Source organism: Cnuella takakiae (assembly GCF_001953305.1).
Lineage (GTDB): Bacteria > Bacteroidota > Bacteroidia > Chitinophagales > Chitinophagaceae > Flavisolibacter > Flavisolibacter takakiae.
Genome location: NZ_MTFE01000010.1, coordinates 3830413 through 3855440, shown reverse-complemented (window position 1 = coordinate 3855440; position 25028 = coordinate 3830413). Strand labels below are relative to the sequence as shown.

Annotated in this window: 20 protein-coding genes; 13 read left to right on the top strand and 7 right to left on the bottom strand. The window is 50.4% G+C overall.

The window, feature by feature from the left end:
- Positions 1–373: 373 nt before the first annotated feature.
- The 3 genes from BUE76_RS16575 to BUE76_RS16565 all read right to left on the bottom strand — a co-directional run bounded on the left by BUE76_RS16575 (position 374) and on the right by BUE76_RS16565 (position 2345).
- Positions 374–667 carry a DUF1330 domain-containing protein gene (locus tag BUE76_RS16575; protein WP_073042880.1) on the bottom strand — a complete coding sequence of 98 codons (294 nt, stop codon included), beginning with the start codon at positions 665–667 and terminating at the stop codon, positions 374–376.
- A 17-nt stretch (positions 668–684) separates the two neighbouring features.
- Complete coding sequence (locus BUE76_RS16570) at positions 685–1200, bottom strand: acyl-CoA thioesterase (RefSeq protein ID WP_073042878.1); 516 nt, start codon at positions 1198–1200, stop codon at positions 685–687.
- A 98-nt stretch (positions 1201–1298) separates the two neighbouring features.
- Positions 1299–2345: an FAD-binding domain-containing protein gene (locus BUE76_RS16565; protein ID WP_216820670.1), complete on the bottom strand. Its 1047-nt coding sequence runs from the start codon at positions 2343–2345 to the stop codon at positions 1299–1301.
- 92 nt (positions 2346–2437) lie between these two features.
- On the opposite strand from BUE76_RS16565, the gene BUE76_RS16560 reads away from it, so the two are divergent.
- Positions 2438–2704, top strand: a complete 267-nt coding sequence (locus BUE76_RS16560) for a TIGR03643 family protein (RefSeq protein ID WP_254049535.1) — start codon at positions 2438–2440, stop codon at positions 2702–2704.
- Positions 2705–3030: 326 nt separating this feature from the next.
- On the opposite strand, the gene BUE76_RS16555 is transcribed toward BUE76_RS16560, so the two are convergent.
- Positions 3031–4554 carry a cryptochrome/photolyase family protein gene (locus BUE76_RS16555; protein ID WP_073042872.1) on the bottom strand — a complete coding sequence of 508 codons (1524 nt, stop codon included), beginning with the start codon at positions 4552–4554 and terminating at the stop codon, positions 3031–3033.
- A gap of 187 nt (positions 4555–4741) precedes the next feature.
- Here BUE76_RS16555 and BUE76_RS16550 point away from each other — a divergent pair, with 187 nt between their 5' ends.
- The 4 genes from BUE76_RS16550 to BUE76_RS16535 all read left to right on the top strand — a co-directional run bounded on the left by BUE76_RS16550 (position 4742) and on the right by BUE76_RS16535 (position 13332).
- Positions 4742–5977, top strand: coding sequence for a proline dehydrogenase family protein (locus BUE76_RS16550; protein ID WP_073042870.1), 1236 nt, complete (start codon positions 4742–4744; stop codon positions 5975–5977).
- 605 nt (positions 5978–6582) lie between these two features.
- Positions 6583–6978, top strand: coding sequence for a hypothetical protein (locus BUE76_RS16545; RefSeq protein ID WP_143157290.1), 396 nt, complete (start codon positions 6583–6585; stop codon positions 6976–6978).
- 17 nt (positions 6979–6995) lie between these two features.
- The gene (locus BUE76_RS16540; RefSeq protein WP_073042866.1) at positions 6996–10043 is read left to right on the top strand and encodes a choice-of-anchor tandem repeat GloVer-containing protein; all 3048 of its coding nucleotides are present in this window, start codon (positions 6996–6998) and stop codon (positions 10041–10043) included.
- A 589-nt stretch (positions 10044–10632) separates the two neighbouring features.
- A complete protein-coding gene (locus tag BUE76_RS16535; protein WP_158069987.1) occupies positions 10633–13332 on the top strand; it encodes a choice-of-anchor tandem repeat GloVer-containing protein in 2700 nt (899 codons plus the stop codon).
- A gap of 42 nt (positions 13333–13374) precedes the next feature.
- Here the strand turns inward: BUE76_RS16535 and BUE76_RS16530 are convergent, their stop codons facing one another.
- Entirely contained in the window at positions 13375–14007 is a 633-nt protein-coding gene (locus tag BUE76_RS16530; RefSeq protein ID WP_073042863.1) for a hypothetical protein, read from the bottom strand.
- Positions 14008–14141: 134 nt separating this feature from the next.
- On the opposite strand from BUE76_RS16530, the gene BUE76_RS16525 reads away from it, so the two are divergent.
- The 8 genes from BUE76_RS16525 (at position 14142) to BUE76_RS16490 (ending at position 22479) form a co-directional block, all read left to right on the top strand.
- Complete coding sequence (locus tag BUE76_RS16525; protein ID WP_073042862.1) at positions 14142–14936, top strand: thymidylate synthase; 795 nt, start codon at positions 14142–14144, stop codon at positions 14934–14936.
- An 81-nt stretch (positions 14937–15017) separates the two neighbouring features.
- Positions 15018–15521: a dihydrofolate reductase gene (locus BUE76_RS16520; protein ID WP_073042860.1), complete on the top strand. Its 504-nt coding sequence runs from the start codon at positions 15018–15020 to the stop codon at positions 15519–15521.
- A gap of 41 nt (positions 15522–15562) precedes the next feature.
- Complete coding sequence (locus BUE76_RS16515) at positions 15563–16360, top strand: O-methyltransferase (RefSeq protein WP_083596496.1); 798 nt, start codon at positions 15563–15565, stop codon at positions 16358–16360.
- Between the two features lie 153 nt (positions 16361–16513).
- Positions 16514–17635 carry an NAD(P) transhydrogenase subunit alpha gene (locus BUE76_RS16510; protein WP_073042858.1) on the top strand — a complete coding sequence of 374 codons (1122 nt, stop codon included), beginning with the start codon at positions 16514–16516 and terminating at the stop codon, positions 17633–17635.
- Between the two features lie 46 nt (positions 17636–17681).
- The gene (locus BUE76_RS16505) at positions 17682–17999 is read left to right on the top strand and encodes an NAD(P) transhydrogenase subunit alpha (protein ID WP_073042855.1); all 318 of its coding nucleotides are present in this window, start codon (positions 17682–17684) and stop codon (positions 17997–17999) included.
- 100 nt (positions 18000–18099) lie between these two features.
- Positions 18100–19647, top strand: coding sequence for an NAD(P)(+) transhydrogenase (Re/Si-specific) subunit beta (locus BUE76_RS16500; protein ID WP_073042853.1), 1548 nt, complete (start codon positions 18100–18102; stop codon positions 19645–19647).
- A 295-nt stretch (positions 19648–19942) separates the two neighbouring features.
- Positions 19943–21337 carry a methyltransferase RsmF C-terminal domain-like protein gene (locus BUE76_RS16495; RefSeq protein WP_073042852.1) on the top strand — a complete coding sequence of 465 codons (1395 nt, stop codon included), beginning with the start codon at positions 19943–19945 and terminating at the stop codon, positions 21335–21337.
- A 140-nt stretch (positions 21338–21477) separates the two neighbouring features.
- Positions 21478–22479: a LysM peptidoglycan-binding domain-containing protein gene (locus BUE76_RS16490; protein WP_083596495.1), complete on the top strand. Its 1002-nt coding sequence runs from the start codon at positions 21478–21480 to the stop codon at positions 22477–22479.
- 239 nt (positions 22480–22718) lie between these two features.
- Here the strand turns inward: BUE76_RS16490 and fmt are convergent, their stop codons facing one another.
- Together fmt and BUE76_RS16480 are read right to left on the bottom strand one after the other, a co-directional pair.
- Positions 22719–23657: a methionyl-tRNA formyltransferase gene (gene fmt / locus BUE76_RS16485; RefSeq protein ID WP_073042848.1), complete on the bottom strand. Its 939-nt coding sequence runs from the start codon at positions 23655–23657 to the stop codon at positions 22719–22721.
- Positions 23658–23708: 51 nt separating this feature from the next.
- Entirely contained in the window at positions 23709–25025 is a 1317-nt protein-coding gene (locus tag BUE76_RS16480) for an exo-beta-N-acetylmuramidase NamZ family protein (RefSeq protein ID WP_073043148.1), read from the bottom strand.
- Between the last annotated feature and the right edge of the window lie 3 nt (positions 25026–25028).

Here is a 25028-nt window from a genome sequence, read left to right as displayed (position 1 = left end):
GTGATTGGTGATTGGTGATTGGTGATTGGTGATTGGTGATTGGTGATTGGTGATTGAAAAAAACTGCTTAAGGTACAAAAGAAATCAGGTGTCTGTTTGGGTCCGTCATGCCGAACTTGTTTCGGCATCCCCGGCACCATTGGGTGCTAAGAAGAAATGAAGTTGCTGCGGCGTCAAAATGACAAAGCCAATCATGTACGATCGTGCTGAACTTCTTGAAGTCTCCCAAGTAAAATTTGAGAATACAACATCAAACGGAAATGCCGAAACAAGTTCGGCATGATAAAGGAAAAACGAACAAGGCGTCCGGAAAACTCCGCAGGCCTTGTTCGTTTACATTAAGCATTATTCAATTCAGGTAAACTACAAACTACTAACCGTTAAACCCATCCACCACCAACATCTTAGTAGTAGCAGCTTTTTGCCGGATGCTTTTTGCTTCGGCATATTCAGGTGAGTGCCACCATTCTTTTGCCCGCGCTACAGATGGGAACTCTAATACGACCATGCGTTGCGGAATCCAATCACCTTCAAGGCTTTCCGATTGTGCACCCCGCACTACAAAGCGGCCATCGTATGCAGCTACTGCAGCAGGGGTTAGCAGTTTGTAGCCTTCATAAGCTGCAGGGTCGTGGATGTATATTTCTACAATCACATAGGCAGGCATAGCCAATCAATTTTAATCTACTCTTTAATAAACAGGGCTTTCAGTTCGGCGGCATCATCGGGCTTCATCTTGCCACCCAGGATCAGGCGCAGCTGGCGGCGGCGAAGGGCGCCGTCAAACAACCGCTGGTCTTCTTCGGTTACCGGTTCCAGCTTGGGTACCTGACGGGGTTTGCGGTTTGGATCGAGGGCAACAAATGTATAATAAGCTTCATTGCTCTTGTACTTGTATTGCTGCGTCAGGTCTTCACCCCATACCTTAAGGTGTACTTCCATCGATGTGCTGAAGGCGCGGGTAACATTGGCTTCAATATGTACCACGTTGCCCAGCTTTATAGGGTTTTCAAAAGAAATATTGTCAACAGAGGCCGTAACAACGGGTGCATTGCAATGTTTAGCTGCGGCAATGGCAGCGGCAATGTCCATCCAGTACATCAGTCGGCCACCCATCAGGTTGCCAAAAACATTGGTGTCGTTGGGTAACACCAGCTCGGTCATCATTGTATAACTATCCGCAGGTTTCTTAACGTTCATGCATCCAATTTGACGCAAATGTAAACCCTTAAATCTTTAAGGTCTTGAACACCTTGAAGGTTTACCCTGATCTTCTATCTCTTCAAAAGATAAAAGATCTATAAATACCGCGCTGCTTTTTTCCAAAAAGAGAAGAATGACCCGAACTGACCCTGCACCTGCGGAAACATCCAGGGGTAAGGATCTTTCGTACCAGGATAGTGCGCAGATACCGGATGCATGCGGCTATACACTTTCATTTGCCTGATGCCCGGAATATCCTGTACTGCCCCTGTCCATAGCTGCAGGCCTTCGATATTCTGGCCCAAAGCAAGAATAAAGTTGAGCACCTTACCAGATACGGGGTGTTGGCGAAAATGTTCGGGTTCCAGCACCAATACCCTGTTGGCTTGGTCCTGCTGCCGCCATGTGGGATCGAGGTTATAGCTATTGTACAGCAATAAAGGCTTGGCGTCGTCCAGTTGCAATTGCTGCACTGCAGGTAATGGTGTTTCCAGTTGCAACTCGGTAGTAGCTTGCATGGCTAGCGGCACATCCTGGTCCAGTATGGTGTCATAACCGCAATCGAGGAAAGTGCCGCGTTGATTGCTGTGCAGGTAACGGTTGATATTTTCCTGGTTGGCGATGTACTTTTTACTGCTGAACGATCCTGCTACCCATTGCCAGCTACAGGTGTTGGATGCCAGGTCGCCATCCAGCAGGTGGTAATACATCCACTCCGATGGTGCCTGCCAGTGTGCCCGGCCCAGGTTGCAGGCCATGCCTGCTATATACATGCGGGCATGGTTGTGCAGGTAACCTGTTTGGTACAGGCCTTTTATCTGTTCGTCAATGGCTTCAATGCCGGTTTGGGCATCGGCAAGGCTCCGGATCATTCTGCGGTGTTGTACGTCCGCCTGTGGTTGTTTGATATCGGCAAACATCCGGTCGCCCATTTGCCACCATACTTTTTGGAAGAACTCGCGCCAGGCAAGCTCCTGCAAAAACTTTTCTACCTCGTAGGGTTTGTAGCCTTTTGCCAGCACGGCATCCCCCACTTGTGGCAGCGAAATGACGCCACGGGAAATATAAGGTGATAAATACGTGATGTCGCCATCTATAAAGTTGCGGGTTTTGGCATACCGTACTGGGTCGATGCGGTGCATACGTTCCAGTATTTGTGGGTAGGACGTAGGGAAATGATGCATGGTGGATCATAACAATTCATACACCTGTTTGTTGATACTGCATGCAATATTTGTCGCAAACAGAAAGGGACCGCATTGTGGAAATGGCATGGGAAGACCGTACGCCCTTTGATGCTATTGAGGCCCAGTTTGGTGTTACGGAAGCAAACGTGATTCGCATTATGCGGCAGGAAATGAAAGCTACTTCATTCCGCATGTGGCGCAAAAGGGTGCAGGGACGCAGTACCAAGCATGTAGCTCTGCGCAACAAAGCTGTGGACCGCTTTAAGTGCAGCCGGCAAAGAACAGTATCGATGAATAAAATTGCCAAGCGATAGGTGGCACGAAGCGGCGCAGAGAAAGGTGTCACGCAAAGGTGCTAAGGAGCAACGATGTAAAGTTTTGTAGCACGCAAAGGCGTGAAGGAGCAAAAATGCAAAGTCTTTTTGAGCATATAGGAGTAGTTAAAGCTTAACGGCTTGTCATGACGAACTCGTTTCGGCATCCCCAATAACATTAGAGTGTTCTACAGTAGGAGGAGATGCCGGCATACTTCGGCATGACCATTCTTATTTATATACAAATTATGAGGCAACAACATAATGTTGCGCCGTTGCGTGAAAACCTTTTGCGGCTTTGCTCCTTAGCACCTTTGCGTGAAACGCTAAAACAGCAACGGCGCTTCCTGTACCACTTCTTTCCGGTCTATCTTTTTCAAAAACTCGTTTGCTACTTTCAGGTGCGCAAGCCTTTTTGCCTCCGGCATTTTATCAAAAGTGCGCACCAGCATACCCAGCCTTGGGTTTTGCAAAAAGAAATTACGCTGTACATGCATAAAGCGCCAGAACAATCCATCCCATACTTCCTGCCATGGCCCCTTGGTAAACTCACCCATCTTCATCAGGTAATTGCTGCCGCTGATATAAGGTTTGGTCATCATCAGTCCGCCATCCGCAAACTGCGTCATGCCGTAAGTATTGGGCACCATCACCCAGTCGTAGCTATCGATGAATAGTTCCATAAACCAGCGGTATACTTCATCCGGGTGAAATTCGCAGAGCAAGAAGAAGTTGCCCAGCACCATCAGCCTTTCAATGTGGTGTGCATAACCTGTTTGGAGCACTTTTTTGATCACGGCATCAATAGGTGCAATGCCGGTAGTGCCGTTGTAAAATGATGCGGGTATGGACCGGTTGAAGCCCCAGTAATTGCGGGTGCGTTGTTTGCGTCCCTCCAATTCATATACCTGCCGGATGTACTCGCGCCAGCCCACTAGCTGCCGGATAAATCCTTCCAGCGAGTTCATGGGGATTTCATGTTGGGAAGCATGTTCCAGCACTGCATTCAACACCTGTTGCGGGGTGAGTAAACCCGTATTGAGGAGGGGCGATAATAAAGAGTGAAACATAACCGGGTGCCGCTGCGAAAGGGCATCTTCATAGGGGCCGAACAATGCAAAGCGCTGTTCCAGGAAATGGCCTAACCATTCATCTGCCTCCTCAAAAGTGGTAGGGTAGAACCGTTCCGTTCTGCCTTCGGTAAATGGTGCCTGGGTGCTGCCGTAATGTTTAGAGAAGTTTTGCTGTACATAATTAAGCGCCTCATCTACCCACTGGTTTGCTGTTGGTAAAGGCATCTGTGGAACCGGTACTTCTTTGGGTAACTTGAGTCTGTTTTCATCATCAAAAGTCCAGCGGCCACCCAAAGGTTTGCCATCATCCAGCAACAGGTTGCGCTGCTGCCGTTGGGCCTTATAAAAATCGGTCTGGAAATATTTGCCTTTAGGAAAAAGAAGGGAACCTTCGGTTGCGCTGTTCAGAAATGCAGGCGACCGGTGCCATACCAGGCTGTTGCTACCAGCAGCCTTTTGCAGCCGCCGGGTGAGCCAGTCATCTGCCAGTTCGCACAGGTGGAAAGCGGTCACCCCTTCATTTGCCAGTTCCTTTACCAATACCCGAATATCTGCATTGGCAGCTTTGCAAGCAATGTAGTGTACCGTAAATCCTTGTTGCTGCAGCCACTGCCGGTAAAACTGCATGCTGGCCCTGTGGAGTACCAGCTTTTGTTGGTGGAAAGCAAACTGTGTGAAGAAAAGCGGCTCTTCAACCAAGTAAACGGTACGGTCCTTGGCAAGTGCCGGGTGCTGGCGAAACAGCTGGTGCGGAAAAACAAGGCTTACTTCGGTCATAGCATTAAAGACAAGTTTTGGGTACGAATGGTTGTAGAAAAAAGCAGCAGCTCCGATCCGTATCTGTATACAAGGGGTTAAAACTTGTTGAACTGGTCGCTTTCTGCGGCTACTTCTCCTGCACATTGCTTTATCTCATCTTTGTCCTGTGGCATTTGGCCTACATTTGCGGCATTAACGCGTTGCTATGATTACATCACCCCCCGTGTTGTCGTTCGACAATACTGAAATTGCTTTTGCCCATAAGACGGATAAGGAGTTGAAGGAAGCGCATTTCCTATTCAACAGTATGAGCTATCCCTGGCTGGTAAAGCTGGGTACCCGTCTTACTCCATGGGCTATCAAATCGGGCTTGCCGGTAAAAGGCATCATCCGCAATACAATTTTCAAACAATTTGTTGGCGGCGAAACCCTTGAAGAAACTACGCTTGCCGTTCAGCGCATGGCGCGCTATAAGGTGCAGGTCATTCTTGATTACGGAGTGGAAGGCATGAGTGGTGAAGCCAGCTACGACCATGCCCGCAACGAGTTTATCCGGGTGATTCATTTTGCAGCCACCCAGCCCAATATTCCTTTTATGAGTGTAAAGGTCACCGGCTTTGCCCGCTTTGCACTGTTGGAAAAACTGGATGCTGCCATGCATGTTTCGGGTGCCGACACATTGGTAAAGCGCTATCATGCAGCACTGGCCACATTGCCTGCCACTGAGCAGGAAGAATGGGAAAGGGTAGTAGCCCGCTTTCGTACCATATGCGAAGCCGCACAGGAAGCAGGTGTTGGCTTCCTGGTGGATGCAGAGGAAACATGGATACAAGATCCTGTTGATGCATTGACCATGGTGATGATGGATGTGTACAACCGCGAAAAGTTGGTAGTGTACAATACCATACAGCTATACCGCCACGACCGGTTGGCTTTTCTGAAAAAATGCGGGGCTGCAGCCGTTGAGCGCAACTTTCTGCTGGGTGTAAAACTGGTGCGCGGCGCTTATATGGAAAAAGAAAGAAAACGCGCAACAGAGATGGGTTATGCTTCACCCATACAACCTTCAAAAGAATCGTCGGACCAGGACTATAATGAAGCCGTTAGTTTTTGTATTGATCATATCAACCGTATAGGAGTGATCGTTGCTTCGCACAATGAATACAGCAACCTGCTGGCCGTGCAGCTGCTGGATGAAAAGGGTTTGCCCCATCATCATCCACATATTCATTTCAGCCAGTTATATGGTATGAGTGATAACATTACTTACAACCTCGCAAAGTCCGGCTGCTCGGTAAGCAAGTACCTGCCCTTTGGTCCAATTGAGGATGTGATACCTTACCTGATGCGACGTGCACAGGAAAATACTTCGGTAAAAGGACAGACAGGCCGGGAGTTGGCATTGATCGAAAAGGAACTGAAACGGAGAAGAAGGAACTGAGGAAATCCCGCGGTTTGGTTTCGAAGTTTGGAAACTCATGCTTTTACAACAATAAAATTTCAGTAAACACCCATCGGGGTGTTTTTTTATTGCCATGAAGTATAGTGTAATGAATAGAATAATGCTGCATGCGCAACAGTTCATTTATCTACTACGATGATCCAAGTGCTTTGGCGCAGTGTTTCAGTATTTGCCGCTCATTTATTGCTATAAAAAAATAGTATTTCCTTGGGTAAATTCGACCTCAACCAGGTAGTATACTGCGCCCCATTTAATTTGTTCGTGCTTCTTATGATTGCAGCCATGCGGGTGCAATTTGGCTGAAATTAAAATTTCTATATATGTGAATAAGGGTTTATATTTACATCAAACTCGACAATAAGCCTGATTTTCATTTCTAGCACCATTTATCTACCCAGCTTGTAGTTTTTAGTCCGCACTGGCACATTTTTAGTCGAGCTTGTTTGCTGAATACAATCATTCGCCAACCAATGCTTATGTGCAAACCCATTCCGCTCCATACGCAACCGGCTTCTTCTGTACCAATTGCCGGTCTTCTGAATTTTCAGCAGGCTAATCCTTCTATTCACCTCTAAAGCTAACCCATGAAAAGAGCTTGCCTCTTGTTGTTGCTCCATGCAGCAGCCCTGGCGTCGTTTGCCCAGCAGCATCGTACCCCAAACCCGCATGCAAAAGTCAAATCGGTAAACCCGCTCAATCCAAAGCTGGATAAAAAAGAGGACGATGGTTTTTCGGTTATCCTGAAGCCTGCCATCCGCCGCAGCTTTCTTTTTACCATTTACCAGAAAGGTAAACCCGTGCACAATGTGCAACTGAATCCAGCTACCCGCCAGGCAGAAGGATTTGCCAACAGGGAAGCCGCTTTCAGAGCTGCCAACTGGATGATTGCTGCTTATCGTAAGGACGGTGTTTTTCCAGACCTGATCCCGCCCAATATTGCCAGCAAACTGAATCTGGACGAAAAGCAAGCCGCCTGGTAATCACCTAAACTAACTGTATGAAAAATATTTTTACCCTCCTGCTATTTGTAATAGCTACTTCCCTTCATGCCCAGCCCACATTCTATGGTGTTTCCGATTATGCGGTTGGCCGCCTCTTTCGTTACCAGGCTGGCGCCAATAGCCTAGGCACTGTTTATAAGCACCAGGTAAACGAGGTGTTTCCCACCGGTACACTTTCCAAAGGCCCCGATGGCCAGCTCTATGGCATGACGCTGAGTGGCGGCGGTGCCCGCCAGGGTGCTATTTTCCGTTATAATACTTCCACCGGAGCTTACACAACACTTTACCAGTTTGATGAAACAAGCGGCAGCCAGCCCACCGGTGTTATTACCTGGGGAAGTAATGGCCTGCTGTATGGCCTTACTACTTATGGCGGGCAGTACAACAACGGTGTGTTGTTTTCGTTCGATCCTAAAAGCCTTGTTTATAAAGTACTTTACCAATTCAACGGCACCGATGGCGCCAACCCTACCGGGGGATTAACTGCAGGCAGCAACGGCAAATTGTATGGGCTTACCCAACTGGGTGGTGTAAATGAAGACGGCGTTTTATTCTCTTTCAATACCCTTACAGGCCTATATAAAAAGCAGGCTGATTTTGATGAAGCCAGTGGTGCCTACCCCGAAGGCAGCCTGACAAAAGGCCCTGATGGATTGCTGTATGGTGCCACCGCATTTGGTGGTGCAGATTGGTGGCAGGCGGGTTCTATTTTCCGCTATAACCCTGCAAAAGACACCCTCGGACACCTGTATTACTTCAATGCATCTGATGTCAGCGGCTATGGTGCAGTAGGAAGCTTCACCTTTATGCCCGATGGTAAATTGTTTGGTGCTACCAGTGATGGCGGTACCAATGGCGGCGGTGTGATCTTTCGTTTCGACCCCGTGCGCTCCCGGTACAAAGTGTTGTACAACCTGGCGGAGCAGGGTGGAGTGGAGCCTGCCGGTGGCCTGGTGGCTTCAGGCGATGGAAAACTGGTGGGCATTACCCGCCGGGCTAATACCAATGATCATGGCGGCATCTTCACGTTCGATCCTGCTACTTTAAGCTTTACCAACCTGTATGCTTTTGCTGCTACAGATGGCTACGATCATGCAGGCGCTTTGTGCCTGGGTACCGATGGCCGCATGTATGGCGTGGCACCCTTTGGTGGTAGTACAGAGTACGGTACGCTCTTCACCTTCAACAAGGCCACAAAAGTATTTTCCAAACTCAAAGAATTTGATGAAGCGCCTGATGGTATGTATCCTGTTGCTGCACCGGCACCGCATACCGACGGCCTGCTGTATGGCAGTACTGTTAATGGTGGTCATTATGGTAAGGGTGTTATTTATGCCTTCAACCCTGCCAGCCAAACTTACCAAACAGTATTTCGCTTTTCACAGGAGCATGGACAGTATATGGGCGCCGCATTTACCCGAGGTACTGGCGGTAAATTGTATGGTATGTTAAGCAGTGGCGGGGCTAATGGGTCAGGACAGATTTTTTCCTTCGACCCTGCAGGCAAGGTGGTGCAGGTGCTGTATAATTTCGACTATGCCAATGGTGCGTACCCTGAAGGTGCTTTGTTGCCTGCAGATGGCGGCGGGATGTTTGGCGTTACAACTGCCGGTGGCACTGCCAATGCCGGTACCGTATTTCAGTTTGACCCTGCGACGCTTGTATATACCGCAAAGGCATCCTTTGATGGTACCAATGGATCGATGCCCATGGATGGCTTGACCCGCGGAGCCAACAACAAGCTGTATGGCATTACCCAGTTGGGTGGTGCAGCCAACCTGGGTACGCTGTATGCTTTTGATCCTGCAGCGGGCAGCATCAGCAAGCTGTTTGAATTCAGCGGCAGCAATGGCGCCAATCCGCTCCGTGGACTGGTACTTGCCGCCAATAAAAAGTTGTATGGAACTACTCCCAGTGGTGGAAAAAACAACCTGGGCGTGCTTTATTCATTCGACCCGGCGAGTAGCCAGTTTGCAGTACTCTTTCACTTTGATGGCCCCAATGGCGCACATCCTTCCGGCAGGCTGAGCCTGGGTGCCGATGGAAAAATGTACGGCGTAACCCGCGAAGGTGGCGTAAAGGGAAAAGGTGTTGTATTTGTATTGGATCCTGCAACAGGCAGCGTTGCCAAAACAAAAGACTTTGATGGCAGCGGAACGGCAAATTCAATTACCAGTGCATTGTCGGAGTACTGCAGCCAGCTTACCGCTTTCTACCGCGACCAGGATGGTGATGGCTATGGTGCTGGATCGCAAACCCTGCTTGCCTGCAGTGTGCCTCCCGGCTATGCTGCCAACAATACGGATTGTAACGATGCAGTAGCTGCCATTCATCCCGGCGCAACAGAAATTTGTGGTAATGGCATTGATGATAATTGCAATGGCCAGGTAGACGAGCAGTGCGGCTCCTTGCACCTGTCGGTAGTATCAACCATGACGGTAAAGGAACAGGACGGACAGGCAAAGCTGGTGTTTCAATTGAGCCAGCCTGCAACCAAGGAGATCAAACTGCATTACCGCACCGAGTCGGGAAGTGCCAAGGCTGGCCTTGACTTCGCCTCAAGGGCAGGTCTTATTAAGTTACCCAAAGGCAGTTCTTCTGTTACCGTTTTCATACCGGTATACCGCGACCAGCAAACCGAAGAGGATGAGAACTTCAAAGTGTATTTGTTTGATCCCAAGGGTGTGACCCTGGATCAAACGATGGTGCGCATCACCATTCGCGATAAATCGGCACAGCCAAGTGGAAATTTTGCCGCGCCTGGTTTGAGGCCAGCTGGGATCATGGAGGAAGGTGCACCTGCTGTTACCGCCTATCCCAACCCTTCGGCAACCGGCTTTCAACTGGTGCCATCTTTCAAGGGCAGCGGCCCGGTGACCCTTACGGTATCGGATGCCACAGGCAAGATCATCGAAGTGCGGCGTGGCCTGCCTGCTGCACAACCTATCCGGATTGGTGCGCAATATCATCCCGGTATGTACCTGGTAGATGTTGTGCAGGATGGTGTTTCGGTAAGGCTGAAATTGTTGAAACAAGCGCAATAGCATGCTTGTTTCTAAAAGCAAAATTTTACTGCACGAACAGTTTTTGTAGTTATGCTGTTAGATAGCAAAAAAGGATGTTGCATGGCAACATCCTTTTTAAATTGGTGCCTCTTAAAGGCCTACTTCACTTCATACATATGTACTACAAGTTAAATACGTATAAATCCTTATTTGTAGTGAACGAATAGGTGTTTACTTTTACACTTTAATTGGAAGACAGGTAAATGTTTTCCTTTAGTGACGGTAAAAATAAAAAGACATTAAAATCAATTTTTATCCGCTTTCAAATGGTGATTTTCTGCGCACAACAGGAACGCTCCCGCCTCACCCACTTACATGCTCAACCGAAACTTTATAACAAGCACTAACCTTTCAATATTGCTTCTGGCAAAATCCAATTAATTCTATAATCATGAACCTATCCCGTGTGTTTTGCTGCTTTACGTGGCCCGGAAAGCTTTTGCCTTTATGTGTCTTTGTATGCATCTGTTGTGTTTGAGCCTATAGCATACCCCGGTAAAAAATGACCCAATCTGAATTGCCCATTTCAAAACGACCGGCATCAACCCACCATCAAAAGATATTTGCCATGAAATTTATTTGTACCCTGTTATGTTTTTGTTGTGCCTTATGGAGTAATGCGCAACAGTTTTACGGAGTGTCCGATTATAAGGGCGGCACTGTGTTTTTGTACGATAATGCTACTTCCGCTATTGCTACTGTTTACAAAACCGAAGTGCAGGCTGTGATGCCTACAGGCAGCCTTACAAAGGGCGCTGATGGAAGGCTCTATGGTATTGCTGCCCAGGGCGGCGCGGAAGGCGCCGGAGGCATCTTTGTTTTGGATGCCTTTAGCGGGAGTTACCAGTTGTTGTACACCTTTAGCCAGCAGGACGCGGGGCAGCCTACCGGCGAATTGGTGCTGGCAGGTGATGGTAAATTGTATGGCCTGTTTGCCAGTGGCGGTAACAATGGAAATGGTTACATGTTTTCCTTTGATCCCAAAACAAAAGTATTTGCTGGTCGCTATCATTTTGATAGCGCTAATGGCAGCAGTCCGGTAGGTGGATTGGTGATGCACAGCAATGGCAAGTTGTATGGTGTGACGCAGGCTGGCGGTAACGAAGATCTGGGAGTACTGTTTTCTTTTGATCCCAATACCGGTACCTATGCCAGGCTGCAGGATTTCTCACTTGCAACCGGTGCATATCCTGCCACCAGCCTGGTGCTGGCCAAGGATGGTTCGCTGTATGGCGCTACTGCAATGGGTGGTACAGAAGATACACATGCGGGTGGCATCTTTCGCTATGTTGCCGCTACCAACCGGCTCAGCCACCTCTTTTATTTTCGTTGGGATAACAAACTGGGCTCCGATCCTGCAGGCGGGTTAACGGTAGGAACCGATGGCCAGTTGTACGGCGCAACGCAACGTGGCGGCGCCAGCAATGAAGGCGTACTTTTCCGCTTCAATACGGCCAGCAAAACGTACAACAGCCTGTACAGCTTTGCTACTGAAACAGGCGGCAAGCCTACCGGTAACCTGCTGTTTCATGAAGGCAGGCTTTACGGACTTACCCAGGCTGGAAATACTTATGACAATGGCGGCTTGTTTGCTTTTGATATTGCCAGCAGCAGTTACGCAAACCTTTATGCCTTGAAGGCACAGGATGGCATCTATCCCAAAGGTGGCCTTACCCTTGCAGGCACCACCCTTTATGGAGTGGCGCCATATGGTGGTGCCGATTACGGGACCTTATTTTCTTACAACCTCCCAACGGCAGTATTCCATACTGTCAAAACTTTTGAAGAAGCCCCCAATGGTATCAACCCGGTTGCCGATCTGACCCGATATACCGATGGCCTATTGTATGGCGCTACTACCGGTGGTGGTAGCGGTGGCCGGGGCGTTATCTTTTCATTTAACCCGGTTACAAAAAAGTACCAGTCCCGCTACCGCATGGATGCCACCCTTGGGCAGTATATGGCCAGTGGGTTTACTGTAGGTGCCGATGGTAAGTTGTACGGCATGCTGAGCACCGGAGGAGCCAACAGCGCTGGGCAGATATTTTCTTTTGATCCTGTTCATAATAATGCAACTCCGGTCTTTCAATTTTCAGAAGCTGGTGGCGCTTATCCCGATGGCAGCCTGCTGCGGGGTGACGATGGTGCTTTTTACGGAACTGCCAACAGCGGCGGTGCCAACGGGCAGGGGGCCCTATTCCGCTTCCAGCCTGCAACGGGCATCTTTACCCGCCTGCTGTCCTTTTCGGGCGCCGATGGTGCCAATCCGATTGACGGCCTGACCATGGGTGCCGGAACCAGGCTTTATGGGGTTACCCAATGGGGCGGAGCGCACAACCTGGGAGTCCTTTATGCTTTTGATCCTGCAACAGGCACCACCAAGAAATTGTATGATTTTGACGGTGCCACCGGTAGCAATCCCCTGCGCAGGGTAGTGATGGGCCACGACAATAAACTGTATGGCACTACGCCTGCAGGCGGCAAGTACAACAAAGGGGTACTCTTTTGCTTTGACCCTAAGTTGGGAACCTTCACGGTTCTGTTTCATTTTGACGGCAACAAGGGTGCCCATCCATTTGGCCGGCTTGCTATGCGGGAAGATGGACGCCTGTACGGTTTTACCCAAAAAGGTGGCATCAGCGATTCCGGTATCATCTTCAGGTACGATCCTGCTGATGGCGCAACCAAAAAGCTGAAAAGCTTTGTACATTCCGGAACCGCCAACCCTGCCAGTGCAGGTCTTACCCAGCATTGTACCAGCCCTGCAACTTTTTACCGCGATGGAGATGGTGACGGCTTTGGTACCCCAGCCTATAGCATACAGGCCTGCAGCGCACCCGCTGGATTCGTGAGCAATCATCTGGATTGCAACGATGCTGCGCCTTCTATAAAACCTGGTGCTGTAGAAATATGCGGCAATGGTGTGGACGACAACTGTAACGGCCTGGTAGACGAAACCTGCACCACTACTTCCCGCACGGAGCAGGGGCGCAATGCACCTGCAATTGCTGAAATGCTTGCTTTGAGCCTTGACGCTTATCCCAACCCTTCTGCCACCGAGTTCCGCCTGTCGGTAAAGGCTGGCAGTACGGAAAAGGTATCGCTCAGGGTGTTGGATGGAGCTGGCAAACAGGTGGAGGTATTCCAGAACCTGCAAACAGGGAAAGTGCTGACCCTTGGCCGCAATTATACACCCGGTTTTTACCTGGTGGAGTTAAGACAAGGCGACCGGCTCGTTAAATTAAAACTGATCAAACAGGGACAATAAAAAGAAAGGGCGGTGATCATCACCGCCCTTTCTTTTTCTTTTTTACTTACCGGCAGCCCTTAGCCGGATGATGATGCCTGCATCAAACGTAGCAAAAGAATTGGCGATTTCTGTTTTGATGGGATTGGTGATACCTGGTACCGTGATATCATCACCTTCGCCGGAGCCGAAATTGGCGTGGTACTGCGCCTGCACAAAGGGTGCTATCAGCGCACCGGTTTTGAACAGGAGCCCAAATTTGGGTGCGATGCCAAAATAGGTTTGGCCTTCATCGGTATCCAGTACCAGGGTGTTGCCCGAGTTTATTTCGGTAAATACGCGGTGTAGGTAAAGCCCGGCATCTGCGCCGATATAAGGTTGTATGCCGTTGTCTTTGCCAAAATAATATTCCAGGGTGCCCAATACCGGGGTAATGGTGTTGGCCGTGCGGATGGTGCCGGGGTTGGTGCCGCCAATCGGCCGCTCGTCATACGACTTGGGATAGCTGCGCACCGTTGCGCCGATGGCTATTCTTTGGCCTACCAGCAATTTTATCTGGGCGCCGCCGCCCCACAGGTTTTGATCGTCGCCCGTGAGGTAGGAGGCCTGGCCGCCCAACATCAGCTGCCCAAAAGCGGCGGGTGCAGCCAGCAGCAAGCAGCAGGCGCCAAGCAGGGAAATGGTAAGTTGCTTCATATTGCAAAGTTTTCTCAAATATAATCTTCCTGTGTAGCAAGTACTAGCCGGCAAAAGCATACATGGTTAAACTGTGACCGGGGATGTTAGCAAAATCCGGTTCACCTTATTGTGCTGGGTTTTAACTTGCGGCCATGCAACAGTACCACGACCTGCTCCGCCACATCCTGGATAACGGGGTGATTAAAAGCGACCGTACCGGCACCGGCACGCAAAGTGTGTTTGGCTACCAGATGCGTTTCGACCTGCAAAAAGGCTTTCCGTTGGTAACCACCAAGAAAGTGCACCTCAAAAGCATTATCCACGAGCTGTTGTGGTTTTTAAAGGGCGAAACCAATATCGCTTACCTGAAGGAGCATGGCGTTCGTATTTGGGACGAATGGGCCGATGCCAACGGCGAGCTGGGTCCGGTTTATGGCAAACAATGGCGTAGCTGGGAAGGTGCCGGTGGCAAGGTGGTGGACCAGGTTTCCGACCTGATCCGGCAAATAAAAACCAACCCGGACAGCCGCCGCATGATTATTTCGGCCTGGAATGTTGCCGACCTGACGGAAATGGCCCTGATGCCCTGCCATGCCCTGTTCCAGTTTTACGTGGCCAATGGCAAACTCAGCTGCCAGCTATACCAGCGTTCGGCAGATGTATTCCTGGGCGTGCCTTTCAATATTGCCTCTTATGCTTTGCTGACGATGATGATCGCGCAGGTATGCGGACTGGAGCCCGGCGAGTTTATTCATACGTTTGGCGATGTGCATATTTACAGCAACCACATGGAGCAGGTACAACTTCAGCTATCCCGTCAGCCTTTTGCTTTGCCCACTATGCGCATCAACCCCGAAGTGAAGGATATTTTCAGCTTCCGGTTTGAAGATTTTACCCTCGAAAATTACGAGTCCCATCCTGCCATCAAGGCCCCAGTGGCGGTGTGAGTAGGGCAGCTGCCGGAAACTGTTTCCGGCCTGCTGCAATCGGAACCTTGAAACCTGCATATTTTCCAAAGAACACTATCCATGGATGCCCCTTTGATCAGTTTTGTTGTAGCCGCCGATGAAGGCAATGTTATTGGTAAAGACAACCAGTTGCCCTGGCACCTGCCCAACGACTTGAAGTATTTCAAGAACATTACCTGGGGAATGCCCATCCTTATGGGACGCAAAACCTATGACTCTATTGGTAAGCCTTTGCCCGGCAGGAAAAATATCGTGATTACCCGCAGCATGAATTGGCAGCAGGATGGGGTAGCAGTGGTGCATTCGGTAGCAGATGCGCTAAAGCAGGCTGCTGAAGCAGGTGTCCGTGAAATTTTCGTGATTGGCGGCGCCGAAATTTTCCGCACGGCATACCCACAGGCTTCGCGGCTTTATCTTACCCGTGTGCACCACTGCTTTGAAGGCGATGTGTTTTTGCCGCCGGTAGATGAAAACAGCTGGCAACTGGTAAAGGAAGTGCCCTGTGCTGCGGATGAAAAAAATGCTTACGCCCACACCTTCCAGGTATGGGAAAAAAAGCAGTGACACATCCGGTTTCATAATCTTCATTTCAAATCCATTTCCTTTTGTACTCTTCTTTCAGGCTTGCCCGAAAGTACCTGCACTATTACCGCACCGCCATGAATGGCAAAGGGCATGGCATGCATTCGCCTTTTGTTTTCCAGTTTATTGTAAAGGTGCTGAACAACGGGCAAGGTTATACTCCGCCGCCAGCTGTGGAAGCTTTGCGACGAACTATGCGAAAAGACAACCGGGCTTTGCCGCCTAATGATTTAGGGGCCGGTTCGAGGGCAGGAGCCATGGAACAGTTGGTGGTAAAAAGAATTGCCCGTACTGCTTTGATGCCTGCCCGGTACAGCCATTTGTTGTACCGCATGGTTCACCATTACCAGCCAACGCAAATACTGGAGTTGGGTACCTCGTTGGGTATTACAACAGCTTACCTGGCCCTGGCCAATGCCAATGCAAAGGTGTATACCATTGAAGGCAATCCTTCCATCAGGCAGGTGGCAGTAGATAATTTCAAGCAGTTGGGTGTGCCGCAAATCCAATCTGTTGCAGGAGCTTTCGACGACTGCCTGCCGGCCATTTTACAGGAAATGAAAAAGGTGGATTTTGTGTTGGTTGATGGCAATCACCGGTACGAACCCACGCTGAAATATTTTCAACAGCTGCTGCCTTTCTGCCATAACGATACCTTCCTGGTATTTGATGATATTCACTGGAGCAGCGAAATGGAACGTGCTTGGGAAGCCATCAAAACAGATCCGCGGGTGCGCTGTACCATCGACCTGTTCTTCCTGGGTATTGTATTATTCCGCAGCGAGTTTCGGGAGCGGCAGGATTTTGTGATCCGCTACTGATAGTGGATGAAAAGCTTTTCCCTAGTTTTTCAGGTGTTGCATTTTCCTGATGTCTGAGTAATTCCTGTTGTTCAATATAACTGTGGCGTTCTTCATCCTGCATCCATTTACCTCATTCATTTGCTTTACCTTCAACGCGTCAATTTACAGACTATGATCATAGGGGTTTTGCGCGAGCCGGCACCTGAAACAAGGGTGTCCTTATTGCCGGAAGGGGTTGCGGCTTTGACCAGGAAGGGACAAACCGTTTGGGTGGAATCCAGCGCGGGCCAGCAGTCATTTGCATCGGATGAAGACTACCGCAACGCAGGTGCGCAAATAGGCAGTGCAACCGAAATCCTGGACAGCGCTGCCCTTGTGTTGAGCATGCACCCGCCACGGCAATCCATTAAAACTGGAACGGTCCTTATCGGCGTTTTTCAACCCCTATATCAACAACAGCTCATGGCTGCATGGGCAGCCTCTGGTCTTACCGTCTTCAGCCTCGATATGCTGCCCCGCACTACAAGGGCGCAGGCTATGGATGTACTGTCCTCGCAAGCCAATATTGCCGGTTACAAGGCGGTGCTGCTGGCAGCTCAATTGTACCCCCGCTATTTCCCCATGTTCATGACGGCCGCCGGTTCGGTTGCACCTGCAAAGGTGTTGGTTTTGGGTGCCGGCGTGGCAGGCCTGCAGGCGGTAGCCACTGCCCGCAGGCTGGGCGCCGTGGTGGAAGTATTTGATACCCGCCCTGCGGTAAAAGAAGAAGTGCAAAGCCTGGGTGCCAAATTCATCGAAGTTGAAGGCGCTGCCGATGCATCAAGGGCTGGCGGCTATGCAGTGGAGCAATCCGAAGCCTACCTGCAACGGCAGCAGCAACGTATTTCCGATAGCATTGCCAAAGCCGATGTGGTGATTACCACCGCACAGATTCCGGGTAAAAAAGCACCCGTGCTGATACAGGAGGACATGCTGCGCAGGATGCGTTCCGGGTCAGTTGTAATTGATCTTGCCGCTGCAACAGGCGGCAATACACCTTTTACCCAAAACAACGAGGCGGTTCATTTCAACGGCGTATCCATTGTAGGCAATAGCAACCTTGCTGCATCCATGCCTGCCGATGCCTCCAAATTGTACGGAAAGAATATCACCAATTTCCTGTCCCTGCTCTTTAATAAGGAAGGCGGCCTGCACCTGAACTGGGAAGACGACCTGGTGAAAGGCGCCTGCATTGCGCATGAGGGTGCAGTGGTGAATGAAAGAGTAAAAAGCCTGATTTCAGAAGCGGTTTAAAAGACCATGGGCCATGGTCAATTGTCCATGGTCGCAACACACAAATATGCAATACACCATCAACTGGCTGGCGGCAAACCAGCAAACCATCTACATTGTTATCCTGATGATCTTCGTAGGTATTGAAGTCATTGGCAGGGTGCCCAGCGTTTTGCACACGCCTTTAATGAGCGGCGCCAATGCCATTCATGGCGTTGTGGTGGTAGGAGCCATTATTGTGATGGGGCAGGCAGATCCTGATAATATTTTTGCGCTGCTACTTGGCTTTGTTGCCGTGGTGCTGGGTACGCTCAACGTGGTGGGGGGCTTTATGGTTACCGACCGCATGCTGGAAATGTTCAAAGGCAAAAGACAAAAGAAATAAACAGCTGCCTGCATTTCAACAGTAAGGTAACCATTGCTGTAATAGTGTTTCCCTTAGTAGTTTGATCCTGTTTGCATCCTAAATGAATACGGTTTAGTCAATGGATAGTTTACTCATCATCGTTTATATCATCAGTTCCGTATCCTTTATCATCGGCCTGAAAATGCTGGCCCATCCCGAAACTGCCCGGCAGGGCAACTGGGTGGCAGCTGGCGGCATGGGGCTCGCCATACTGGGTACTATTTTCCTGTACCAGAATGAGCAGGGTGCCTTCCTCCACAACAAGGTTTGGATCTTTGCGGGCTTACTGGTGGGCGGCGCCATTGGTACCGTATCGGCAAAAAAGGTACAGATGACTGCCATGCCCGAAATGGTGTCCCTTTTCAATGGCATGGGGGGCGCCTGTGCTGCGCTGATCTCTATTGCGGAGTTCAACCATTTTGCTTCCACCGACTTTACCTTCCAGATTCACGAAGCCTACCAGAATGCAGATTCTATAGATGAAGCAACCTTGGTGCTGCCGGTACGCATGGGCATCATGGTTACCGTACTCATTGGATTGATCATCGGCTCTGTTTCTTTTGCCGGTTCCATCATAGCCTGGGGCAAACTCAATGGCAAGATTCCCGATAAGGTGTTCAAAGGCCAGCATATTGTAAACCTGGTGATCCTTGGACTGATCGTAGTTCTGGGTGCAACCCTGTTGTATAATATCTACGCGCAGTTTGTGGTTTCTTCTGGTGACATTGGTACCCTGAGTGCCGTAAACCTGTTCAACAAGATCCGGATCAGGCTGCCCCTTTCTGTATTTGTATTGTTCTATATCATCCTGTTGCTGGCACTGGCCTACGGGGTAATGTTTGTACTGCCCATTGGGGGCGCCGACATGCCGGTAGTTATTTCCCTGCTCAACTCCTTTACCGGTGTAGCCGCAGCCTGTGGTGGCTTCCTGTACGAGAACAATGCCATGATGACCGGTGGTATACTGGTAGGTGCCGCAGGTACCCTGCTCACCATCATGATGTGTAAGGCCATGAACCGGTCGCTGAAGAATGTGCTGATAGGTGCGTTTGGCGGCAGCACGGTGGCTGCTGCAAGCGGGGCAGAAGAGCAGGGCAGTTTTAAAGAGATCAGCCTTGCCGATGCCGCCGTTGTACTGGGTTATGCTAACAAAGTAATGATCGTTCCCGGTTATGGTCTTGCTGTAGCGCAGGCCCAGCATGCCTGCCACGAGTTGGAAAAACTGCTGGTGGAAAGAGGCGTGGATGTAAAATATGCCATCCACCCCGTTGCAGGCCGTATGCCCGGGCATATGAACGTATTGCTGGCAGAATCGGATGTGGCTTACGAGAAACTTGAAGAAATGGAGGTGGCCAATGAAGCATTTCCAACAACGGATGTAGTATTGATATTGGGTGCAAACGACGTTGTGAACCCTGCCGCCAAAACGGACCCTGCATCTCCCATCTATGGTATGCCCATACTGGATGTGGAACTTGCCAAAACGGTAATCGTCAACAAGCGGAGCATGAAGCCAGGCTATGCCGGCATCGAAAACGACCTGTTCTTCCGCCCCAAGACCTCCATGCTTTTTGGTGATGCCAAAAAAGTATTGCAGGATTTAATTGCGGAGATCAAGAATATATGAGTGGTTGGTGAGTGGTGAGCAGGTTTTTCCAGCCCTCATAAACCGATGTTGTTTTTACTACCCGAATTTTTCTCATGCTTCGGAAAGGTTCTGCTGTTGGCCCAATCATTTGTATGGAAAAAGGAACTGGATTTTTAGAACAATAAACCGTGCATTTTCCTTTTTTAGATGTGTACGCACCGTGCTAGATACCTTAGTTTATCCCGGTATCAAATAATTCCAGCCAACAGTCCGTTCACAAAACTCATTGCCACTCGCCCATCACACATCACCATTCACTTATCAAGCATCCCTCATGGCCACAGTACCTGCCGCATTGATTCATTCCCTGGAGCAGCTGCCCCATTTCGATAAGGAAGCTTTTATTGCCGTGCATGCCGCTGAGGAAAAGGTGACCAGTGTGCGCATCAACCCGGTGAAGTTTGGTTTGGAAGATGTAGCGCATTTTAGTGGCGTACAGCTAACCAATACAAATCCTGTTGCTGTCCCCTGGTCCCAATATGGTTTTTACCTGCCACAGCGGCCTTCATTTACATTCGATCCGCTGTTCCACGCAGGGTGTTACTATGTGCAGGAAGCTTCCAGCATGTTCCTGGAGCAGGCCCTTTTGCAACATGGCCAGTTGGAACAGGACCAAAAAGTACTGGATCTTTGTGCCGCACCTGGCGGCAAGAGTACCCATATACAGTCGCTGATCAGTGCGGGAAGCCTGCTGGTGAGCAATGAAGTGATCAAAGCACGGGCGGGTATACTGAAGCAAAACCTTACCCGGTGGGGTGCCGCAAATACCGTGGTCACCAATAACGACCCACAGCATTTTGCACGCCTTGCCGGCTTCTTTGATATCATGGTGGTGGACGCGCCCTGCAGTGGCAGCGGTCTTTTCCGCCGCGATCCGCAGGCCATCAATGTGTGGAGCGAAGATGCCGTGCAGCTTTGTTGCGGCCGCCAGCGCCGTATCCTTGCCGATGCCCTGCCAGCGCTCAGGTCCGGTGGGTTGTTGGTTTATTCCACCTGTTCCTATTCCGCCGAAGAAGATGAAGCTATCGCCGACTGGCTGGTGCAGGACTGTGGCATGGAGCCCCTCCAACTGGAAGTGCCTGCCGAATGGCAGATTGTGACCACCTCGGCACCTGCCAGCGGTCCAAAGGGTTATCGCTTTTTTCCGGATAAAACAAAGGGCGAAGGGTTTTACCTGGCCTGCTTCCGCAAAAAAGCGGTTGATGATACCCGTTATAAAACGGCTAAACCAGAAAAGGCCAGTGCCAAAGAAGTAGCTGCACTTGCTACCTGGCTCGACACCAGCCAACTGGAAGTGCTGAAAGAAGGTTTCCTGTATGCCCTTCCAGCGCATTTGCTGGAAGCTTACAGCATGGTTAAGGCCAACCTCTATGTGCAGCAAGCAGGTATCCGGCTGGGAGAGGTGATGAAGGACAAACTGGTACCCGACCATGCGCTGGCCTTAAGTGGCCTGTTGCACGACGATGTGCCGGGAACCGACCTCTCGCTTGAAGATGCCATCCGTTATCTCCAGCGCCAGGATCTTTCTTTTGTGCCGGAAAAAAGAGGCTGGCAAACCGTGCGGTACAAGGGCCACGAACTGGGCTGGATCAATGCACTGGGCAACCGGCTGAACAACTACTATCCGAAAGAGTTGCGCATTTTGAAGCAGGGCGGCCCCGATCAGTAAAAGGCAGACGCCTTTTTGCCAGATGTTAAAACTGGCAAAGGTATTGCCGCCACTTGCTCCTGAAATCTGCAATCCCTAATCTGAAATCCTTAATTTGCACACCCGCCATCCGGCGCTACCACCGAAAGAAATTTGTAACAATGAAAAAGACTTTGCTCGCTTTGGGAATGTGGCTGTTTGCCCTGGCTGCATCTGCACAGGAGGTGTTGGTACAGAGCAATGATAAGGGCATGTATGTGCCCCATACCGTTAGCCCCAAGGAAAACTTTTACTCAATTGGCCGCCTGTATGCTATATCACCTAAAGACATTGCCGCTTTCAACGGGGTGGATATGGCCAGTGGCCTGAGCGTGGGACAGGTGATTAATGTACCCCTTACTTCCGCCAATTTTTCCCAAACCAATGAGAACGGCACCCCCGTTTACTACCTGGTGGGTGAAAAGGAAGGCCTGTACCGGGTGAGTGTTAAAAACAACAAGGTTCAGATGGCCAGCCTGCGCAAGTGGAACAAACTGGCATCGGATAATATTGCGACGGGTCAGAAGCTGATTGTGGGTTATATCCAGTCCACCGGGCTGCCTGCAACCCCTGCCAGCACCGTGGCCGCACAACAACCCGCTGCAAAACCACAGGAAGCGCCCAGGCAAACTGTGGCCAGTAACCCCGAACCGGTAAAGCCGGCACAGCAAACCCGTGAAGTTGCCCGGCAGGACCCGCCTGCCGAAGTAAAAGTTCGGGAAAATGCCGGCAACAAACCGGCTCCGGTAGCACCGAGGCCGCAGGAGGCAGCGCAGCCTGCCCGCCAGCTGAGTACCCCGGGTTCCGGGTATTTCAAAGGCCAGTTTGAGGCGCAGAGCCGCACCCAGAATGCCGGTAAGGACCTGACACTTTCCGCAGGTATTTTCAAAACCTCCTCGGGCTGGCAGGACGGAAAGTTTTATGCCCTCATGGACGGGGTAGAACCCGGCACCATTGTGCGGATTGTAAATCCTGGCAACAATAAAGTGGTGTTTGCCAAAGTGCTGGGTGAAATGAGCGGCATCCGCCAGAATACCGGTTTGGATATACGTATTTCCAATGCCGCAGCCGCAGCCCTGGAAGAAGGGGATGGGGAGAAGTTTGTGGTTCGGGTGAACTATTAGCCCAGCCCTAACCCCTCCCGGTGGGAGGAGCTTTAAACTCCGAAGATTGATTTAGTACTACTGGTAAAGTATCAAAAAGCCCGCACCTGTTATTGGTTGCGGGCTTTTTGATGGGGTTTATTTAAGCAGGCATGTGTTTCATGCAGAGCTAGAGGAGGAGCGGGGCGCAGATTTAAACCACAGAAAGCACTTCGCGTCCTTTGCACCGCTGCGTCCTTTGCGTGCAATAATCTTGTTCCTTATGACTTTCGATACCCACGCAAAAAGTCGCCTACCTGCATGCGCTTTTTCCCTTCCAGTTGCAATTCCTGCACTGCTATCCAGCCATCGGTGCAGGCAAAACGCAGGTAGGTTTTGCCATCAGTGTCAGGGCGGCCAGGTTCCTGGCTAGTACTTCCTTCTTTCATTTCAACGGCATATACTTTCAGCACCTTGCCATCCAGTTGTGTAAAGGCGGCCGGGTAGGGGGCAAGGCCCCTGATGTGGTTGTACACTGCCGATACAGGCTGGTTCCAGTTGATGCGGCAGGTATCGGAAAAGATTTTTGGTGCATGCCTGATGGAAGCTTCATCGGCAATGGTTTGCTGCGGTGTTTCTTCCAGGGTACCGTGGGCCAGGGCTTTTACAGTTTTTACCAGCAGTTCGGCACCCACCATTTTCATTTTGTCGTGCAGGGTGCCTGCAGTTTCCGTTTCTGTGATAACAATACGTTCCTGCAACAGGATATTACCGGTATCAATGGCGTGCTGGAGTTTAAAGGTGGTTACACCGGTTTCCTTTTCGCCATTGATGATGGCCCAGTTGATGGGTGCAGCACCCCTGTATTGGGGCAGCAGCGATCCATGCACATTAATGGTGCCCATGGCGGGCATGCTCCACACCACCTCGGGCAGCATCCGGAAGGCCACTACCACTTGCAGGTCGGCTTCAAGGGCTGCCAGTTCCTGCAGGAACTCGGGGTTTTTCAGCTTTTCAGGCTGCAGTACGTTCAGGCCTTTTTCAACGGCGTATTTCTTTACCGCGCTTTGCTGGAGTTGCATGCCGCGGCCGGCAGGTTTGTCGGGAGCGGTAATAACGCCTGCAATAGTGCAGCCGGCTTCTACCAGTGCATGCAGGGAGGCTACTGCAAACTCGGGTGTGCCCATAAATACGATTCGTAAGTCTCTGAAATCTCTCATCGCTGTTTTGTTCTGTGTGTTGTATTGCCTTATTTGGATACAGGGCTGGTATTATTTGAAATCGGGGTACAGCAGGTATTTTTTCCTGATCTCCCTGAACCTTGCCAGGGCAGGTTCCCAGCTTTTCCTGATCTCGGCTTCGCTCTTGCCTGCCTTTATTTGTTGCATCAGGGTATGGGTGCCTGCCAGGTTGTTGAAAAAGGCTTCCGCATCATTGCCGCTCTTGGGTAGGATAAAAAACTTGCTTTTATCCGGGAAAAGCCGGTAGGCTTCCAGCAGGTATTTCAACTGTATTTTGTTGTCCATCTGCTTCAGTACTTCCTCGGGAGTGCCGGCAAGGTTCCATCCGTAGCACTGCTTGCCATAAGGTTTCGACTCCCTGGCATAATCCCTTGGTTGGGGCACAAAAGCGTACATGGTCTTAGGCAGGTCGGGGTGGCCAAAGATCTGGAAAGGCTTCTCCGTACCACGCCCTTCGCTCAGCGTAGTGCCTTCAAAAAAACAGGTGGATGGATACCAGTAAATGCTTTGGATTTCCGGCAGGTTGGGCGAGGGGTTTACCGGCAGCACGTACTTGCTGCTATGGGTATAATTGCCGCAGGGAATAACCGTGAGGCCGAAATATTTAGCGCCGGGCGGATAGGTGGCCGCCAGCACATTTTGGGTATAGGCATCCATGGCTTCCTTGCCCAGCCAGCCTTCCTCCAGTAGCATTTTGGCGTACTCGCCAATGGTCATGCCGTATACCACCGGCACGGGCTGCATGCCCACGAATGATTTGTATCTGGGTTCCAGCACGGGGCCGTCCACATAAAAGCCATTGGGGTTGGGCCGGTCCAGCACCATCAGGGGGATGTTGTACTGGATGGCTGCTTCCATATAATCCTGCAGCGAGGAGATATAGGTATAAAACCGGACGCCTACGTCCTGGATATCGAAGAGGAGCACATCTACCCCTGCGACATCCTCCTTGGAAGGTTTCCGTTTTTTGCCATACAGGGAAACTACCGGGATGCCGGTTTTTGCATCCACATTGCTCGATACCTTTTCGCCTGCCTCTACCGTGCCCCTAAACCCGTGTTCGGGGCCAAAGATAACCTTCACCTTTACGCCTGCTTCTTTCAGCACATCCACCAGGTGGCGCTTGCCCGCCATAGAAGTTTGGTTGGCAAAAACGGCAACAGTTTTGCCTTTGAGCAGGGGCAGGTAGGCCTGCGTGCGTTCGGCGGCGGGTAAAATGGAATTGTTGGTAGCGATGGTTTTTATGTTTTGGGCAGGCGTTGCCTGGGCTGTTTTTTGCGCACCGCAACCCAGGGCCAAAAGGGCAGATAGGGAGAGGGCGCACAACTTAAGGCAGGAGTTTTGCATCAG

What these genes read in the sequence shown, in the direction of transcription:
- BUE76_RS16525 (WP_073042862.1), top strand. Translation starts at nt 14,142, where the DNA reads ATGCAACAGTACCACGACCTGCTCCGCCACATCCTGGATAACGGGGTG.
- BUE76_RS16545 (WP_143157290.1), top strand. Translation starts at nt 6,583, where the DNA reads ATGAAAAGAGCTTGCCTCTTGTTGTTGCTCCATGCAGCAGCCCTGGCG.
- BUE76_RS16540 (WP_073042866.1), top strand. Translation starts at nt 6,996, where the DNA reads ATGAAAAATATTTTTACCCTCCTGCTATTTGTAATAGCTACTTCCCTT.
- BUE76_RS16530 (WP_073042863.1), bottom strand. Translation starts at nt 14,007, where the DNA reads ATGAAGCAACTTACCATTTCCCTGCTTGGCGCCTGCTGCTTGCTGCTG.
- BUE76_RS16550 (WP_073042870.1), top strand. Translation starts at nt 4,742, where the DNA reads ATGATTACATCACCCCCCGTGTTGTCGTTCGACAATACTGAAATTGCT.
- BUE76_RS16520 (WP_073042860.1), top strand. Translation starts at nt 15,018, where the DNA reads ATGGATGCCCCTTTGATCAGTTTTGTTGTAGCCGCCGATGAAGGCAAT.
- BUE76_RS16500 (WP_073042853.1), top strand. Translation starts at nt 18,100, where the DNA reads ATGGATAGTTTACTCATCATCGTTTATATCATCAGTTCCGTATCCTTT.
- BUE76_RS16575 (WP_073042880.1), bottom strand. Translation starts at nt 667, where the DNA reads ATGCCTGCCTATGTGATTGTAGAAATATACATCCACGACCCTGCAGCT.
- BUE76_RS16495 (WP_073042852.1), top strand. Translation starts at nt 19,943, where the DNA reads ATGGCCACAGTACCTGCCGCATTGATTCATTCCCTGGAGCAGCTGCCC.
- BUE76_RS16510 (WP_073042858.1), top strand. Translation starts at nt 16,514, where the DNA reads ATGATCATAGGGGTTTTGCGCGAGCCGGCACCTGAAACAAGGGTGTCC.
- fmt (WP_073042848.1), bottom strand. Translation starts at nt 23,657, where the DNA reads ATGAGAGATTTCAGAGACTTACGAATCGTATTTATGGGCACACCCGAG.
- BUE76_RS16570 (WP_073042878.1), bottom strand. Translation starts at nt 1,200, where the DNA reads ATGAACGTTAAGAAACCTGCGGATAGTTATACAATGATGACCGAGCTG.
- BUE76_RS16505 (WP_073042855.1), top strand. Translation starts at nt 17,682, where the DNA reads ATGCAATACACCATCAACTGGCTGGCGGCAAACCAGCAAACCATCTAC.
- BUE76_RS16565 (WP_216820670.1), bottom strand. Translation starts at nt 2,345, where the DNA reads ATGCACCGCATCGACCCAGTACGGTATGCCAAAACCCGCAACTTTATA.
- BUE76_RS16555 (WP_073042872.1), bottom strand. Translation starts at nt 4,554, where the DNA reads ATGACCGAAGTAAGCCTTGTTTTTCCGCACCAGCTGTTTCGCCAGCAC.
- BUE76_RS16480 (WP_073043148.1), bottom strand. Translation starts at nt 25,025, where the DNA reads ATGCAAAACTCCTGCCTTAAGTTGTGCGCCCTCTCCCTATCTGCCCTT.
- BUE76_RS16535 (WP_158069987.1), top strand. Translation starts at nt 10,633, where the DNA reads ATGAAATTTATTTGTACCCTGTTATGTTTTTGTTGTGCCTTATGGAGT.
- BUE76_RS16490 (WP_083596495.1), top strand. Translation starts at nt 21,478, where the DNA reads ATGAAAAAGACTTTGCTCGCTTTGGGAATGTGGCTGTTTGCCCTGGCT.